Source organism: Bradyrhizobium lablabi (assembly GCF_001440475.1).
Taxonomy (GTDB): domain Bacteria; phylum Pseudomonadota; class Alphaproteobacteria; order Rhizobiales; family Xanthobacteraceae; genus Bradyrhizobium; species Bradyrhizobium lablabi.
Genome location: NZ_LLYB01000086.1, coordinates 140,274 through 157,073, shown reverse-complemented (window position 1 = coordinate 157,073; position 16,800 = coordinate 140,274). Strand labels below are relative to the sequence as shown.

The window sequence follows — 16,800 nt, the reverse complement described above, 5'->3', positions numbered from 1 at the left end:
CCCGCTCCGGTACAGAAGACGGGTACGCGTGCTCATGCGGCAAAAATAGCGCACTCGTCCAGTAGGGATCGCTGGGCGCGCCGGGCGGATTGACTCGGACTTTGGCAAACTTCTACCATAATTCCCGACGGTTCCCGTTTGGGGATCAAAAGGGAATGCGGTGCGGGGAAATCCCCCAATTCCGCGGCTGCCCCCGCAACTGTAAGCGGCGAATCCTTCGTCACACGCCACTGGGCATCTCGGTCCTGGGAAGGCGACGATGGGGTAACGACCCGCGAGCCAGGAGACCTGCCGTCAGCCGTGGTCACACGCGAAGATGTCGGTCGGGGAGTACAGGCATTAGCTTCACCTAAGCTCGGTTAGCATACGGTGAGACTTGGTTCGCTGTGACGTGCCACTGACGTCATACCGAGGTCTGCACCATGTCTTCCACCATCTCAGCCACCGGGCGGCGGCGCCGCTTCTGGCTTGCCTCCAGTTTCCTGGTGCCCATCGTCTCGCTCGGCATTTCCGGCGCAGAGGCGCAGCAGACGGCGGCCGAGCAATTGCCGCCGATCGAGATCACGTCGCCCACCGACCCGAACCGAACCCGCGCAAGACCGACCTACTATGAGGGGTCGACCTCGCGCCGCGTCGTGCCGGCGGCTGCACCGTCGACCGGTACGCGGCCCGCCGCCGGGACCGGCTCGAACGTCGCATCGCAAAGCGCCTCGCAAGGCGCGGGCGGCAGCGGCGGGCGGCAGTTTTCAGGCATTGTCGGCACGGCATCGACCGTTATTACCGCCGAAGAGATCGCGCATTCGCCCGCACAAACGTTGCAGGAAATCATCGCGCAAACGCCCGGCGTGCAACTGACGAGCCTGTATGGCGGCGTCAACGGCGCCAAGACCAGCGTCGACCTGCGCGGATTCGGCGCTTTTGCGACCTCAAATACGCTCGTGCTCATCAACGGCCGAAGGCTCAACGACATCGACATGGCCGGTGTCGATTTTTCGACCATTCCGCGCGATTCGATCGAGCGGATTGAAATCACACGCGGCAATAGCGGCGCTGTGCTGTACGGCGACAATGCGATCGGCGGCGTCATCAATATCGTGCTGAAGAACGGCGTCGGCGGCCCGCCTTTCGCGATGCGCGCAGAGGCCGGCATCGGCTCTTTCAACCAACGGCTTGCGAATATCTCGGCCGCGACCAATTACGGACCTTGGTCGACGTCCTTCTATGGCAACGCCATCAAGTCCGATGGTTACCGGGTCAACAACGCCCTCGACCAGCGCAACGGGATCGGCAATCTCAATTACTCCACGCCTGACCTCAAGGCCTTCCTTACGGTGACTGGTGACGATCAGAAGCTCGGTTTCCCGGGCGGACGCACCGTCGATCCCTCCATCGGACTGGACCAACTCGTCACTGATCGCAGGGGCACCAATACGCCGTTCGATTACGGCAACCAGCAGGGAGCCAGCGCCACCACCGGCTTTACCAAGACAATCATGAACGGCGTCGACCTCATCGTCGACGGCGGCGTTCGGAAGAAGGACACGCAAAGCGGTTTCTTCGGCGCGATACCGTTTGCCTCGCCGCTTCCGAGTTTCTCCTCCACCTATAACGACGCATCATTGCTAACCTGGTCGATCACACCGCGATTGAGCGTCAAGAACACAATCTTCGGAATTCCCTCGCAGATCCTGACCGGCATCGATTACTACGACGCGACATTCAATCAGGACCGCGGAGCGTTCAAAGGCCTTGCGCCGACCCACATCTACGACCTGTCGCAACAAACGCTCGCCGGCTACTGGCAGCACACCGTTGGCCTGTTACCGACGACCGACTTCTCCTATGGCGCGAGGATTCAAAACACCAGCCTGAGTGCCCGGGATCGGTTTGATCCCAATGCGCCTGGTTGCGCCATGTTCTTCAATTGCAGCCCCGCGGCCTCGCCGCTGGACAGCAATGAAACACAATACGCGCTGCATATTGGCCTCGAGCATCGCTTCAATAGCGTGTTCTCGGTATTCGGCCGCGCCGCGCGCGCGTTCCGAACCCCGACCGTCGACGAGCGCGTCTCCAGCGGCCCCTTCTTCGTTCCAGGGACTTTCGAATTGAAGACCCAGACCTCGCACGACATCGAGGGCGGATTCCGCATCAAGAGCGGCGGTTTCCAGATGCAATCGAGCATCTACAACATGGACCTCGAGAACGAGATCCATTTCATCCCGGCGCTGTTTTTCAACGTCAACCTCGATCCGACCCGCCGATACGGCTCCGAGACCAGCGCCTCGCTGCGTGTCAGCGACACCGTGACGCTCCGCGGCGGCGTGGCCTATACCCGCGCTGTATTCCGCGAAGGGCAGTTCGCCGGTAACGACGTGCCGCTGGTGTCGCGCTATACCGCGAGCGGCGGCGCGACTTGGAACATCTGGCAGAACTATCTGGTGCTGGATGCCACCGTCCGCGCCTGGAGCGAACGCTTCATGGACAATGACCAGGCCAACACCCAGCGCCGTATTCCGGCGGACGCCACCGTCGATCTGAAACTGAGCGGCGCCTACGATCGCTTCTTCTGGTCGGTGGGCGTGAACAATCTGTTCAACGCACTTTACTATGACTACGCGATCGCAAGCTCGTTTACGCCCGGCCGCTTCTCGGCCTATCCGCTCCCCGGCCGCACCTTCATGGTGAAGGCCGGCGCGACGTTCTGACCTGAGCCGCCGGTTCGGTCCATACCGGGCCGGCGACCGAGCCGGTTCCCGAAGGCCTTGCGGCGGATGAAGGCCCAGGGCACGCCTCGGCGGCGCTACATGCCTGGCTCACCGATTTCGATTCCGGCAACCCGGTACAGGCAACGACGAAGCGGAGCTTCGCGGTCATGATTGATTTGAAAAGAAAGCAACTTGTTTTCGACCAAAAATAATGCTCTCCGAAATCGGATCCCGTGGTACACCCCGCGCCAAACCGCTCCTCGATACCTATCGCGATCCGAACGATGTGTCGAAGAGCGCGCCGATCTGCAGCGGATGCAGCCGGACCGGCGGCCAAGAACAAGACAGCAGATATTCAAAGGCTGATGTGAAAATGACGAATGACGATCAAGACCGCGACGACCGGGCGGCAAAGGCGGCCGAGAACGCGAAATCCGCGATGGCCGAGCGGGAAGCCGCATCGAAAGCCATGCTGGATAACATGGCGCGGCTAAAGGCATTGCGGCTCGCACGCGAAGCGGCCGAGCCGCCGCGAGCGCCTGCGGCCAAGAAGGCGCGCGCCAAACCGAGAAAGCTGAACGAGAAGGCCCCGGCCCTTTCCGACTGGCTGGCGAACCAGCAGAGCGGCGGACGGCGAATCTGAGCGAGGCGCGGAGGTCCGGCGCGTTACGCCGGCCCCGGCCAATCGATCAGCGACCGCGTCTTGTTCTCGGCGTCGTAGACTTGCACCTGCAGCATCTGGAAGCGGTTCTTCAACGCCATGCCCGCTTCCTCCGCCGCCTCGACCGTATCGTGATGCGACTTGAAGTGACCATCGACCACCAGCGAGTAACCGGAGGTGGGCGCCTTGTCGGCACGGATGGTCTTGCGCGGCTGCGGTTCATCCAGCGCAATGCGGGGCTTCTTCATACTGGCTCCATGTGAGGCCCTTCGGGCTGCAGCCGCAAAAAGGGCGGGAAGAATTGTCTGATCGGCGCTAGGATGCCGGCCAAACGCGGCAGATTGAGGTCATGCCGTTACCCTGAGTCGGCACGCAGCGCAAACGCCGATTGATCCGGCAAGAGGCATCACATGGGCGGAACGGGCAGGAAGAACGAACCTCCGAAGAAAGCGGACGACAAGCCGAAGAAGCCGGAACGCGTTCCGGCCGAGGACGAGGATTACGAGGACGGCGACATCGCGACGCCGAAGCACGATCGTTCGGATGATGATGATGAGCCGTTGTAGCGGGTGAAGTCCGTAAGGTGGGCGCTCACTCGCCAAATCCGTCTTCCTCAATCATCCGGATGCTCCGGAGATTGAGGAGATGCGCGCCAAATCCGCCGCGCGCGAGTTTGACTGCGAGCTTCGGCGAGGCCAGCAGCAATGCCGCCACCATCGCCAGCGGCACGGCGCTGATCCAGTCTGACTGCGCCGGCGTGAGTTCTTCGCTGCTGCCGGCATAAGGCCCGCTGGCCGCAACGACATGCCGGCATTCCCTGACAATGTCGCGCCGCGTGCCGCCACGCGCGCCGCATCCGAGCAGCGCCTGCATCGCCAGATGCGTGAGCATGCCGTCGCGGCTTGCGGGCAACGCTTCCGGCGTCTCGCCCAGCGAAATCCGAAGCAAGAGCCCGACCAGATCGACGCCGGAGCGAAAGGCATTCATCGGCTCGACCAGCCGTGGATTGCAATCGATCAGCAATGGCGGATCGTCATCGCCGCGCATGAGATAATCGACGGATAGCGCGCCATGCCATTCGAGCGCCTGTCCGATCTCTTCAAGATAGGCTCGCACCACACGCCGGCTCACGCTCTGCTTGATCGCCTCGCCGCCGCCGACGCCCGCAGCAACCTGCCGATAGGCGTGGAAGCCGATCAGCTGACCGCGGCAGAACACCGACTGCGCCTTCTCGGTGGTGCCTGCGATGAAGTCCTGCACCAGCACCTCACCGGCGAATCCATCGCCGTCGCCAAGATCGCGCAGCGCACTTTCGAGGTCGTCTGCGCTGCGTACGAACCAGATGCCGTGGCTTGCGGTGCCGACGGAGGTTTTCAGACGGCCGGAAAGCGGATCGTCTCGCGCACCGCCTGGGCCGATGTAACGATGCGTGTCGACGGCTGCGGCAGCTTCAGCCGATCGAGCAAGCGGCTGAAGCCCGCCTTGCTATGCGCCTGCCGATAGCTTTCAAAGCTCGGCAGCGCGATCCCGGTACGGTCAGCGATGCGCTGGCCGACCCGCGCAAACAAGAATCCCTGCTCGTGCGTCGGCAACAGAACATCGAATTTTCCATCGGCCAGAAGCCGTTCGACGAAGGCGAGATAGCCGGCCGGGTCATCCCGCAGTCCGGGACAGCGGTGAAATTTCCGAACGAAGTCCGAGAATCGCGATAGACACCAGGGCGAGGGATCGCAGACCTCGATGTGATGGCCCGAAAGCCCCAGAATCGTAACCGCCTCCCGGGCCGAGGTGCTGGAACCTTCGGAGACGAGCACCCGGAGCGGCTTTATGGGATCAGGCATATCGGATCATTGCCGCGCCAAGCCGTCTTTGTCTTCCGATTTCATGGGGCTATTACGCGCCCTGCCCTCCGCAGGGGCAAGCCATGCAGCGGCATTCATGGACAAATAACGGCCTGCCTATATTTTCAGCTCGCCCAGCCGGGCCGCAAGTCACACAGGATTTTGAGCTGACATGGTCGATATTCTGGCCGCACCGCAACAGGCCGATGCCAAGGCGGATAGCTCGCTGCGCACGCTCGCGGCGATTTCGGTCGCCCATTGGGTCAGCCATTTCCATCTGTTCGTGCTGCCGATGCTGTTTCCGTTCCTCAAAGAACAGCTCGGCGTCGGCTATATCGAGCTGGGTTTCGCGCTGACCGTGTTCGGCGTCGTCTCCGGCATGACACAGGCCCCGATCGGTTATCTTGCCGACCATATCGGCGCGCGAAAGGTTTTGCTGATCGGTCTCACCGTCGGCGGCCTGGCGCTGATCATGCTCGGCCTGCATCTGAGCTACGCCTCGCTGATCGCCTGCGCCGCCCTGCTCGGCCTCGCCAACAGCGTCTATCACCCCTGCGACTATGCGATCCTGTCGACGCATATGGACACACGGCGGATGGGCCGCGCCTTTTCGGTCCATACCTTTGCGGGCTTCCTTGGCGGCGCGGTGGCGCCCGCCATCATGGCCGCGCTGGTGGCGGCCGTGGGCGGGCTCGGCGCGCTGATCGTGGCCGGCGCGGTTGGACCCGTGGTGGCGTTGCTGCTGATCGCCGTGAAAATTCCCGATGCGAGTTCGGCCGATCGCAAGGCCGACGGCACGGCGGCGCCGCAGCAGAGCATCGTGACGCCAGCCCTGATCGTGCTGACGATATTCTTCATGCTGCTCGGCCTGTCCAATGCCGGCATCAGCAATTTCGGCGTGGTCGCGCTGATGAGCGGCTATGGCGTGACATTCCACGCCGCCAATATCGCGCTGACCGCGTTTCTCGGCGCCAGCGCGGCCGGCGTGCTGGCCGGCGGCTATCTCGCCGACCGCACCAAGCGTCACGGCAATGTCGCTGCCGCCTGCTTTGCAATCAACGCCGTCATCATCACGATTATTGCGGTGACCAACCTGCCGCCGGTCGTGCTGACCGCCGCGATGGGGCTGGCCGGATTCCTCGGCGGCGTCATCGCCCCCTCGCGCGACATGCTGGTCCGCAATGCCGCGCCTGCGGGCGCCGCCGGCCGCGCCTTCGGCATCGTCTCCACCGGCTTCAATTTCAGCGGCATTCTCTCGCCGCTGCTGTTCGGCTGGATCATGGATCAGAACCTGCCGCATTGGGTGTTCGGCGCGTCCGTCGCCTTCATGGTGCTGACGGTGCTGCTGGCGCTGGTGACCGATCGCAAGCCGGCGGAACCCGTCAAGGCATAACGCCGTCTCTTCACGCGAGCCGGGACCCCACCCGCGGATCAAGTCCGCGGGCATGCTATCCCTCGAAAACGCTTTAGATGCATTCCTGAGCCCCATCCCCGGCGGTTGACTGTGTCTGATGACGTCGGATGATGCGGCAACAAAACCAGAACCGGGATGGAAGCCATGACCTCGACCCCCGACCTCGTGATACGCGGCGGCACCGTTGCCGATGGCAAGGGCGGCGAATTGTTCGAAGCAGATGTTGCGATTGCCGGCGGTCGCATCGCCGAAGTCGGCAAGGTAGCAGCGAGGGGCAAGGAAGAGATCGACGCCAAAGGCAAACTGGTCGCGCCCGGCTTCGTCGACATCCACACCCACTATGACGGACAGGTCACCTGGAGCCAGGACATCACGCCGTCCTCGCAGAACGGCGTCACCACGGCGATCATGGGCAATTGCGGCGTCGGGTTCGCGCCGTGCCGGCCGGCCGACCACGTCAGGCTGATTCAACTGATGGAGGGTGTCGAGGACATACCTGAGCCGGTGCTGAGCGCCGGCATACCCTGGGCCTGGGAAAGCTTCCCGGATTACATGGAGTGGCTGTCGAAGCGAAGCTTCGACATGGACATCGGCGCGCAACTGCCGCATGCGGCGCTACGCGTCTACGTGATGGGCGAGCGCGGCGCGCGCCGCGATCCCGCGACGGCTGAGGACAATCGGGCAATGGCGGCGCTCGCCGGCGACGCCGTGCGCGCAGGCGCACTGGGCTTCTCGACCTCGCGTACGCTCAACCACCGCACCTCGACCGGCGACTACACGCCGACGCTGAAAGCGGGCGAAGATGAATTGACCGCGATCGCGGCTGCGATGCATGGCGTCGGCCGCAGCGTGCTTCAATTCGTGCTCGACCAGAGCACCGTGGACGAAGATTTGCCGATGATGCTGCGGGTCGCTGAAAATACCAGGTGCCCGATCTCGTTTTCCGTCGCCCAGGCCGACAAGGCGCCGCGGCGTTGGCGGCAAACGATGGACACCATTAATGAAGCCGCCGCCCGCGGCCTGTCGATCACGACCCAGATCGCCGCGCGGCCCGTTGGGTTGCTGCTTGGGCTGGAATTGTCGCGCAATCCGTTCCAGACCCATCCAAGCTACCGCGCCATCGCCAACCTGCCACTGGCGGAGCGGCTCACGCATCTGCGCCGGCCCGAGGTGCGCGCGGCCATCCTGAACGAGACGGCGACGGCAACCGACGACCCGCTGTTCTTCCGGCCGAACTACGACAAGATGTATCTGCTGGGTGATCCCCCCGATTACGAGCAGCCGCCGGAAAATGCGCTCGGCCCGCAAGCCCGCCGGCAGGGCCGACAGCCGGAAGAACTTGCCTACGAGGCGATGCTGACGGACGAAGGCCGCGGCATGCTCTATGTGCCGTTCCTCAATTATGCCGACGGCAATCTCGATGCCGTGCATGAGATGCTGCGCGAACCCAGCGCCGTGCCGGGCCTCTCCGACGGCGGCGCGCATTGCGGCATCATCTGCGACGCCAGCTTCCCGACCTATCTCTTGACGCACTGGACGCGCGACCGCAGCCGCGGCGAAAAACTCTCGATCCCGTTCGTGGTGGCGGCGCAATCACGCAAGACCGCGCTCTCGGTCGGCCTCTACGACCGCGGCGTGATCGCGCCGGGCTTCAAGGCCGACGTCAACGTGATCGATTACGATCGCCTGCATCTGCATCCGCCGAAGGTGCATTACGACCTCCCCGTCGGCGGCCGCCGCCTGATGCAGCAGGTCGATGGCTATGATGCCACCATCGTCTCCGGCGTGGCGACGCAGCGCGGCGGCAAGGCCACCGGCGCCCGTCCGGGCAAACTGGTGCGCGGCGCGCAGGGCTCAAAGCCGCAGCTCGACGCGGCGGCGAGTTAGTTCTTTTTTGCGTAGCTGCAGGATTATGCGGGCGGGAGCATCGTGAGCCGGAGGTCCGATCCCACCGGCATCAGCTCGTACGGCGGCTTCCAGCCCGGCAGCGCCGCGAGGCGCTCGCGCCAGGCATCGATCGCCGGAAAATCCTTGGCGATATCGAAGCCGGTCTCCTGCTTGGGGTAATACACATAACCCGCCAGGGAAAAATCCACGATGGTCGGCTTATCGCCGAGCATGAAGGCGCGATCGGCGAGATGCTTGTCGACAATCGCAAAACTCGCCTCGGTGCGCGCGCGCAGGAACGACAAGATGGCCGGATGCACCGGCGCTGGCATGAATGACCTCTGAAACCGATGCATCGCATGGTTGTTCGTGAACTTGTGATTGTCGAACATGATCCAGCGCAAGGCCTCGTATCGCTGGTCCGCGCCGGGCGCAAACTTACCGGTGGTTTCCGCAAGCCAGATCAGGATCGCGCCCGACTGCGACATGAGCTGTCCGTCGACTTCCAGTACCGGAACCTCGCCCATCGCATTTTTATTTGCCCTCCACACGGCATCCCGAGTCACGCCACCGGCAAAATCCACCCCGACCGGCTCCCAGTCGAGGCCGGCACAATTCAGATAGAGCGCCAGCTTGTAGGAATTGCCTGAAGCGCCGATGCAATGGAGCCTGTAACGAGCCATTCTGGTTTCACGCAAACTTCGGCTGCGCGGCGGACTGCGCCATCAGCCTTGCGCGTTCCGTGTTCGGCCAGAGCAGCAGGAGCCCGAGCAGGCCCGACGCGGCCATGATCACGGCGTTGATGGTGAAGCCGACCAAGTAGCCGTCGAGCGGCACTGCCGCGTTCTGGATCACGATGCCCATCACGGACGGCGCGATCATGCCCGCCAGCGTGTAGATCGCGCCATAGATCGCGAGCACGGCGCCGCGCTGCTGCACCGGCGTGAATTCGCCGAGCATCGGCGGGCATACCACATAGATCGATCCACAAAGCCCGGAGCCGACCACGAGCAACGCGATCTGCAGCCCCGCGCCGTTCACCAGCGGCAGCACGGCGAGGATCAGGCCGCCGACGATCAGCGGCACCGAGCCGAGCACGCCGCGCGAGACGCGCGTCGTGAAGCCGCGCGCCAGCATCACCTGCGAGATCCAGCCCGTCAGCAGCACGATGGTGGCGCCGAATACCCAGGGCAGAACGGAAATCCAGCCTGCATCCTTTTGCGTGAAGCCCAGTCCCTTGACGATGAACGGCGTGAACCAGGTCAGGCCGAGCGACAGCGCCCAATAGGCGCCGAAGGTCGCGGCGCAGCAGCCGATGAAGGTCCGTGAGGTCAGCAGCTGGAAATAGGGGATGCGCGGATCCGTCGTGGCCGTCTGGACCGTCTGCACCAGCGGGCCTTCCCTGCCCAGGACCAGCCACGCCACCACCCACATCAGGCCGACCACGCCGAGCGCGCCGAAGGCATAGTGCCAGCTATGATTGACGATGATCCAGTTCAGCGCGGGCACCGCGAGGATCACGCCAAATGCCGAGCCCTGCGAGAGAATGGCGGTTGGTAGCGTCCGCTTCTCGTCGGGAAACCATTTGTAGACCGCATGCGCCGCCACGGCGAATGCCGGCCCCTCGCCGGCGCCGAGGATGATGCGGCAGATGACGAGCGTCGTGAAGCTGACAGTGCCGACCATGGGAAATTGCGATATCGACCAGATGATGGCCATCACAAGCAAGACCCAGCGGGTGTCGACCCGATTGACGATGAACCCGACGACGATGGCGGAGATCGAAAACAGGAAGAAGAACGAGGAGCCGAGGAAACCGAACTGCTCCGGCGAGAGCTTCAACTCATCCATGATCGGCGCGCCAGCGAGCCCAACCACGATCTTGTCGGCGAAGTTCACCAGCATGAACAGAAACAGCAGGAAGGTGATTGTCCAGGCGCCCTTGGGCGTCGGTTGCGCGGTCATGGCAGGTTTCCCCGTTTTATGTTTGCTGGCTCTGTAGGGTCGGCCGGTTCCAATGCTACAAGGGGGTTCCCGCGCAAGGCAACCGGGATTTTGCTGCAGACCCCTGCGTCGCAACTGCTGGCTGATAGGGCAGACGCGGGCCACAACCGGATCACGATCACGCGGTAGCGCGATTGAGGCCGTGATCCGGCGCAACAGCGCTGATATGTTGCAATGCCATCACCCCAGGGGAGCTTACATGGTCAATTCGGTCCACCTTCGCGCATGACCAACGGCAGTCCCATCGTACCCAACGTAACCGATCATGTGCTTCATGTGACCGGCCTGACCAAGAGCTACCGCGCGGCCGGCGAGGAAGTCGCGGTGCTGCGCGGGGTCAATCTTGTGGTCGCGGCCGGCGAGAGCGTGGCGCTGACAGGAGAATCCGGCAGCGGCAAGAGTACGCTATTGCACCTGATCGCCGGCCTCGATGCCGCCGATGGCGGCGAGATCAGGCTGGCCGACGCGTCGGTTTCCGAGCTCAGCGATGCCGGCCGGGCGGAATTGCGCCGCGACCGGCTCGGCCTGGTGTTTCAGCAATTCAACCTGATCCCGAGCCTCACGGTGGAAGACAATCTCGTTTTCCAGTCGCGCATCGCCGGCCGTCATGATGCGGCCTGGCACGACGAACTGGTGGAGCGGCTCGGGCTCGGCCGTTTCCTGAAACGCTATCCCGAACAATTGTCCGGCGGCCAGCAGCAGCGCGTCGCGATCGGCCGCGCGCTGGCGACAAAGCCGCTGCTGCTGCTCGCGGACGAGCCGACCGGCAATCTCGACGAGGATACCGCGGACGAGGTGCTGGCGCTGGCGCGCGATCTGGTGACGCGCAGCGGCTGCGGTTTTCTGATGGTGACGCACAGCGCGCGGCTCGCCGCAACGCTCGACCGCCAGGTCAACCTCCATGCCGGGGTGATCGCGTGAAACGCGCGCTCTGGACGCTGGCCGTGCTGCTGAGCCATTGGCGGCGGCATCCGATGCAGCTTGCGACCCTGCTGATCGGGTTGATCTCGGCGACTGCTCTGTGGAGCGGCGTTCAGGCGCTCAACCAGCAGGCCCGCACCTCCTATGACCGGGCCGCCGCCATGTTCGGCGGCACCCGCACCGCCATGCTGGTCGCCCGCAGCGGCGCCAGCTTTCCGCAACAGCTCTTCGTCGATCTGCGCCGGGCCGGCTGGCCGGTCTCGCCGGTGCTGGAAGGCCGTATCCAGATCGAGGGACGGTCGTTCCGCCTGTTGGGCATCGAGCCGGTGACGCTGCCCGCCGAAGTCGGCGACGCGCCGATGATAGGCAAGGCCAGCCTGCAATCCTTCATGACGCCGCCGGGCGAAATGCTGGTCGCGCCGGAAACGCTGGCCGATCTCAAGCTCGCCGAGGGCGCGCGCCCACAGGCCAATGGCGGCGCATCGCTGCCGCCGCTTCGCGTGCAGCCGAATTTGGTGCCCGGCGTGCTGGTCGTCGACATCGGCGTGGTGCAGAGCATCCTGAAAATGCCGGACCAGCTCTCCCGCCTCCTGATCGGCAAGACGGCAGGCAGGCGCACGTCGCTCGAAAGCGTTGCCGGCGACAAGCTTCGCCTGATCGAGCCCAATGCGGAGACTGATCTTGAGCGTCTCACCGACAGTTTTCACCTGAACCTCACCGCATTCGGATTGCTGTCGTTCTTTGTCGGCCTGTTCATCGTCAATTCGGCGATCGGGCTCGCCTTCGAGCAGCGGCTGCCGACCTTGCGCACCCTGCGCGCCTGCGGCGTCTCGGCGCGGATGATGAACGTCGTGCTGATGATCGAACTGGTGTCGCTGGCGCTGGCTGCGGGGCTGATCGGCCTCGTGTGCGGCTACTTCATCGCCGGAGCGCTGCTCCCCGATGTCGCCGCATCGCTACGCGGGCTCTACGGCGCGCAGATTCCGGGACAGCTAACGCTCAAGCCGCAATGGTGGATCGCAGGTATCGCCATCAGCATTCTTGGCGCGCTGGCGGCGGCTGCGGCCAGCCTGACCAAGGCGCTGCGGCTGCCGCTACTGGCCACCGCCCAGCCTTTCGCCTGGCAACAGGCGCAGCGGCGCTGGCTGACTTACCAGAGCGCGCTGGCGCTCGCGGCGTTCGCTGCAGCCGGCTGCTTTCTCTGGTTCGGCGATTCCCTGATTACGGGCTTTGCCGTGCTCGCCGCACTGATGCTCGGCGCCGCGCTGATCCTGCCGATGTTGCTGGAGATCGTGCTGTCGCTCGGCCAGCGCTACGCGCGCGCGCCGCTCGGCATCTGGTTCTGGGCCGATAGCCGCCAGCAACTGTCCGGCTTGTCGCTCGCCCTGATGGCGCTATTGCTGGCGCTAGCGGTGAATGTCGGTGTCTCCACCATGGTCGAGAGTTTTTCCCGCACCTTCCTGGTCTGGCTCGACGGGCGGCTGGCCGCGGATGTCTATGTCAACGCCGCCAACGACGAACAGGCCCACGAGATCAGGGCGTGGCTGCGCGAGCGTCCCGAGGTCGAGGCGGTGCTGCCCGGTGGCCGCGCCGATACGCAATTGGCCGGCGCGCCGCTCGAAGTGCTGGGCCTGCCCGATCACGCCACCTATCGCGACAACTGGCCGCTCTTGCAATCGGCCGACAATCCATGGATCAAGCTTCGTCCGGGCGACGCCGCGCTTGTCAGCGAACAACTGGCGCGGCGGCTGCATCTATCCGTCGGCGACCGCATCGAGGTGCCGGCATCGGGCGGTAACTGGACGCTCAACGTGGTCGGCATCTATGCCGACTACGGCAATCCCAAGGGCCAGATCGCGGTAAACTTCGCCGCGCTGACGCGGCGCTTTCCGGAAATCCCGCTGACGCGCATGGGATTGCGGGTCGCGCCGGGAAAAATTCCGGCGCTGATCTCGGCGCTGCAGGAAAAATTCGCCCTCGACGACCGCAACGTTGCCGATCAGGCGACGATGAAGGCGGAATCGACACGGATCTTCAACCGCACCTTTGCGGTGACGGCGGCACTGAACGCCTTCACGCTCGGCGTGGCCGGTGTCGCGCTGTTGACGAGCCTGCTGACGCTGGCCAATTCCCGCCTGCCGCAACTGGCGCCTTTATGGGCGATCGGCGTCACGCGGCGGCGGCTCGCGGCGATCGAGCTGTTGAAGACGATGTCGGTGGCGCTGATCACCACGATCTTCGCACTGCCGCTGGGGTTGCTGGTCGCGTGGTGCCTGCTTGCCATCGTCAACGTCAAGGCGTTTGGCTGGCGATTGCCATTCCACGTTTTTCCGCTGCAACTGCTGTGGCTCACCGGCGTCGCGATGGCGGCGGCGTTTGCGGCTTCCGCGCTCCCCGTCATCCGGTTGGCGCGCATGCAGCCGGCCAGCCTGATCAGGATTTTTGCCAATGAACGGTAGCGGCCCGATCACCCGTCGCGGCTTCGTCGGCGGCGCATTCCTTGCCGGGCTCGGCGGCAGCGCGTTCGCACAGGGTTTTGCGGGTTTGAGCGAAAGCGCGGATGGATTTGCGGCTGTTGTCCCTGACAGGACATTCGCATTTCCCGCCGACCACGGGCCACATCCGCAATTCCGCATCGAGTGGTGGTATGTGACGGCCAATCTCACCGATGCGCGCGGAGCCGCCTACGGCGCCCAATGGACGCTGTTTCGCCAGGCGATCGCAGCCGGCGGAGCGCAGGAAGGCTGGGCCAACCAGCAGATCTGGATGGGCCATGCCGCCGTCACGCGCGACGATACCCATCGTTTCAGCCAGACGTTCGCGCGCGGCGGCGTCGGCCAGGCCGGCGTCGAGGCGGCGCCGTTTCACGCCTGGATCGACGCCTGGGAGATGCGCGCCCTCGACCCGATGAACGACGACAATATCGCACCGTGCGCGCTGAAAGCATCGGGCACCGATTTCAGCTACACGCTGCGCCTCGATGCGGAGCGGCCGCTGACGCTGCAGGGCGACGGCGGCTACAGCCGCAAATCACTGCGCGAACAGGCGTCGTATTATTACAGCCAGCCGCATTATGCGGCGGCGGGCATTCTCACCATTGACGACAAGCCGATCGACGTCACCGGCATGGCCTGGCTCGATCGCGAATGGAGCAGCCAGCCGCTGGCCGCGGACCAGAGCGGATGGGACTGGCTCTCGCTGCATTTCAATTCGGGCGACAAACTGATGCTGTACCGGATGCGCCAGACCGACGGCCAGCATTACGGCTCCGGCAAATGGATCGCGCCCGACAACACGGTCGAGATGCTGGGCTCCGGCGACATCGTCATGACGCCGCTGACCGTCACGCCGATCGCGGGACGAAAGATCCCGACCTCCTGGCGCATTGCGGTCGCGAAAATGGCGCTGGCGATCGAATGCAGGCCGCTCAACCCGAAGAGCTGGATGGGCACGAGCTTTCCCTATTGGGAAGGCCCGATCCGCTTCGAAGGCAGCCACACCGGGGTGGGCTATCTGGAAATGACGGGCTATTAAGCCCGCACGTAACAGGGGGGAAACTCGGCGATGTATCATCTCACCGCGCTCGTCACCTTGCTGGCGATCCTGGTCTACCTCTACTCGTCGATCCTGGTTTCGCGGGCACGCGGCACGTTCGGCGTCAAGCTACCGGCAATTTCGGGCAATCCGGATTTCGAGCGCGTGTTTCGCGCCCAGATGAATACGCTGGAATGGCTGCCGATCTTCCTGCCCTCGCTGTGGCTGTTCGCGATCTATATCAGCGACGGCGTCGCCGCGGCGATCGGGCTGGTGTGGGTCGTTGGCCGCGTTCTCTACGTGCTCGGCTACGCCAGGGCGGTCAAGGACCGCAGCCTGGGTTTCGCGATCCAGGCGCTGGCGACGATTGCGCTGTGGATCGGCGCGTTCGGCGCCATCGTGTGGCGGCTGGTGCAGGGGTGAAGCGCGCCGTCATTGCGAGCGAAGCGAAGCAATCCATCTCGCCGCATTGGGAAAGATGGATTGCTTGGTCGCTTCGCTCCTCGCAATGACGAAAACCGAGAGAGCTACTTCACCAGCGGGCAGCCGGAATCCTTTGCCGCCGGGAACGCCTTGTCGCCGGGGACCACAGCAAGTTGCTTGTAATAATCCCACGGCTTCTTCGAATCCGCCGGCTTCTTGACCTCGAACAGATAAAGGTCGTGCACCATGCGACCGTTTTCCAGCACCTTGCCGCCTTGCGCGAAGTCATCGTCGACCGGAAGCTCCTTCAGCTTCTTCGCCACGGCCTCGGTGTCCTTGGTGCCGGCGGCCTTCACCGCCTTCAGATATTGCAGCGTCGCCGAATATGTGCCGGCCTGGATCATGTTCGGCATCCGGCCCGTGCGCTTGAAGAAGCGTTCGGCGAGATTGCGGCTCTTGGGGTCGCGGTCCCAGTAATAGCCTTCCGTCAGCACCAGGCCTTGCGCGGCATCGAGGCCGAGGCCGTGCACTTCGGCCAGCGTCAGCAACAGGCCCGCCAGCTTCTGGCCGCTCTTGACGATGCCGAATTCGGCCGCCTGCTTGATCGAGTTTGTCGTGTCGAGGCCGGCATTGGCGAGCCCGATGATCTTCGCCTTCGAGCTTTGCGCCTGCAGCAGGAAAGAAGAGAAGTCCGCGGTGTTGAGGGGGATGCGGACCGCGCCGAGCACCTTGCCGCCCTTGGCCCTGACGAAATCGCCGGTGTCTTTTTCCAGCGCATGGCCGAAGGCGTAGTCGGCGGTCATGAAGAACCAGCTGTCGCCGCCGGATTCCACCAGCGCGCCGCCGGTGCCGTAAGCGAGCGCGTGGGTGTCGTAGGCCCAATGGAAGCCGTAGGGCTGGCAGGCATCGCCGGTCAGGCGCGAGGTCGCCGCACCCACGACGATGTCGATCTTCTTCATCTGCTTGGAGAGATCGTGGATCGCGAGCGCGACCGAGGAGGTCGTCAGCTCCGTGATCATGTCGACGCCTTCGACCTCATACCAGCGCCGCGCGATCGCGGTGGCGAGATCCGCCTTGTTCTGGTGATCGGCGGAGACGATTTCGATCTTGTGCCCGAGCACCTCGCCGCCAAAATCCTCGATCGCCATCTTGGCGGCCTCGAACGACCACTTGCCGCCATAATCGGCGTAGACGCCGGATTGGTCATTGAGAATACCGATCTTGACGCCCTGCGCCGATGCCGACGCGGCGAGCAAGAGACCGCCCACAGCAACGGCGGCCAACAATCCCGACTTCATTTTTTTCTCCCGGAATTTTTTGTCAGAGGAACGGGGGCGACATTATTCAATAACCCCGCCAGTGCCCATCCATTTCGGATAGGCCAAAAGTATTGGGAACTTTGAAGTGGCG

15 protein-coding genes and 1 riboswitch are annotated in these 16,800 nt (G+C 64.0%); of the genes, 9 read left to right on the top strand and 6 right to left on the bottom strand.

All coding sequences use genetic code 11. The features are described 5' to 3' along the window. Positions 1 to 111 precede the first annotated feature (111 nt). Positions 112 to 310: riboswitch (cobalamin riboswitch) on the top strand. A 112-nt stretch (positions 311 to 422) separates the two neighbouring features. Beyond that, positions 423 to 2,705, top strand: coding sequence for a TonB-dependent receptor (locus CQ14_RS24610; RefSeq protein WP_057860419.1), 2,283 nt, complete (start codon positions 423 to 425; stop codon positions 2,703 to 2,705). 373 nt (positions 2,706 to 3,078) lie between these two features. Further along, entirely contained in the window at positions 3,079 to 3,348 is a 270-nt protein-coding gene (locus CQ14_RS24605) for a hypothetical protein (protein WP_057860538.1), read from the top strand. A 23-nt stretch (positions 3,349 to 3,371) separates the two neighbouring features. Here CQ14_RS24605 and CQ14_RS24600 read toward each other — a convergent pair whose 3' ends face one another. Further along, complete coding sequence (locus CQ14_RS24600; RefSeq protein WP_057860418.1) at positions 3,372 to 3,614, bottom strand: hypothetical protein; 243 nt, start codon at positions 3,612 to 3,614, stop codon at positions 3,372 to 3,374. Positions 3,615 to 3,776: 162 nt separating this feature from the next. On the opposite strand from CQ14_RS24600, the gene CQ14_RS44785 reads away from it, so the two are divergent. Further along, positions 3,777 to 3,932, top strand: coding sequence for a hypothetical protein (locus CQ14_RS44785; protein ID WP_199805606.1), 156 nt, complete (start codon positions 3,777 to 3,779; stop codon positions 3,930 to 3,932). Positions 3,933 to 3,957: 25 nt separating this feature from the next. Here CQ14_RS44785 and CQ14_RS46685 read toward each other — a convergent pair whose 3' ends face one another. Both CQ14_RS46685 and CQ14_RS46680 read right to left on the bottom strand, forming a co-directional pair. Next, positions 3,958 to 4,626, bottom strand: a complete 669-nt coding sequence (locus tag CQ14_RS46685; protein ID WP_245320481.1) for an ATP-grasp domain-containing protein — start codon at positions 4,624 to 4,626, stop codon at positions 3,958 to 3,960. A 113-nt stretch (positions 4,627 to 4,739) separates the two neighbouring features. Next, the gene (locus CQ14_RS46680) at positions 4,740 to 5,207 is read right to left on the bottom strand and encodes an ATP-grasp domain-containing protein (protein ID WP_245320480.1); all 468 of its coding nucleotides are present in this window, start codon (positions 5,205 to 5,207) and stop codon (positions 4,740 to 4,742) included. A 172-nt stretch (positions 5,208 to 5,379) separates the two neighbouring features. Here CQ14_RS46680 and CQ14_RS24590 point away from each other — a divergent pair, with 172 nt between their 5' ends. Both CQ14_RS24590 and CQ14_RS24585 read left to right on the top strand, forming a co-directional pair. Beyond that, positions 5,380 to 6,600 carry an MFS transporter gene (locus CQ14_RS24590; protein WP_057860417.1) on the top strand — a complete coding sequence of 407 codons (1,221 nt, stop codon included), beginning with the start codon at positions 5,380 to 5,382 and terminating at the stop codon, positions 6,598 to 6,600. A gap of 165 nt (positions 6,601 to 6,765) precedes the next feature. Continuing rightward, positions 6,766 to 8,508, top strand: coding sequence for an N-acyl-D-amino-acid deacylase family protein (locus tag CQ14_RS24585; protein ID WP_057860537.1), 1,743 nt, complete (start codon positions 6,766 to 6,768; stop codon positions 8,506 to 8,508). Between the two features lie 23 nt (positions 8,509 to 8,531). On the opposite strand, the gene CQ14_RS24580 is transcribed toward CQ14_RS24585, so the two are convergent. Together CQ14_RS24580 and CQ14_RS24575 are read right to left on the bottom strand one after the other, a co-directional pair. After that, positions 8,532 to 9,191: a glutathione S-transferase family protein gene (locus tag CQ14_RS24580; RefSeq protein WP_057860416.1), complete on the bottom strand. Its 660-nt coding sequence runs from the start codon at positions 9,189 to 9,191 to the stop codon at positions 8,532 to 8,534. Positions 9,192 to 9,198: 7 nt separating this feature from the next. Further along, on the bottom strand, positions 9,199 to 10,473 hold the full coding sequence (locus tag CQ14_RS24575; protein ID WP_057860415.1) for an MFS transporter: 1,275 nt from the start codon (positions 10,471 to 10,473) through the stop codon (positions 9,199 to 9,201). A 264-nt stretch (positions 10,474 to 10,737) separates the two neighbouring features. Between CQ14_RS24575 and CQ14_RS24570 the strand changes: the two genes are divergently transcribed. From CQ14_RS24570 to CQ14_RS24555, 4 genes are read left to right on the top strand one after another with little or no spacing between them, the layout of a single operon-like run. Next, positions 10,738 to 11,433, top strand: a complete 696-nt coding sequence (locus tag CQ14_RS24570; RefSeq protein WP_199805605.1) for an ABC transporter ATP-binding protein — start codon at positions 10,738 to 10,740, stop codon at positions 11,431 to 11,433. Next, entirely contained in the window at positions 11,430 to 13,892 is a 2,463-nt protein-coding gene (locus tag CQ14_RS24565) for an ABC transporter permease (RefSeq protein WP_057860414.1), read from the top strand. Before CQ14_RS24570 ends, CQ14_RS24565 begins: the two co-directional genes overlap by 4 nt. After that, a complete protein-coding gene (locus CQ14_RS24560; protein ID WP_057860413.1) occupies positions 13,882 to 14,967 on the top strand; it encodes a lipocalin-like domain-containing protein in 1,086 nt (361 codons plus the stop codon). Before CQ14_RS24565 ends, CQ14_RS24560 begins: the two co-directional genes overlap by 11 nt. 30 nt (positions 14,968 to 14,997) lie before the next feature. Then, the gene (locus CQ14_RS24555; protein WP_057860412.1) at positions 14,998 to 15,390 is read left to right on the top strand and encodes an MAPEG family protein; all 393 of its coding nucleotides are present in this window, start codon (positions 14,998 to 15,000) and stop codon (positions 15,388 to 15,390) included. Between the two features lie 104 nt (positions 15,391 to 15,494). Here CQ14_RS24555 and CQ14_RS24550 read toward each other — a convergent pair whose 3' ends face one another. Further along, positions 15,495 to 16,688: an ABC transporter substrate-binding protein gene (locus CQ14_RS24550; RefSeq protein WP_057860411.1), complete on the bottom strand. Its 1,194-nt coding sequence runs from the start codon at positions 16,686 to 16,688 to the stop codon at positions 15,495 to 15,497. Positions 16,689 to 16,800: the final 112 nt, after the last annotated feature.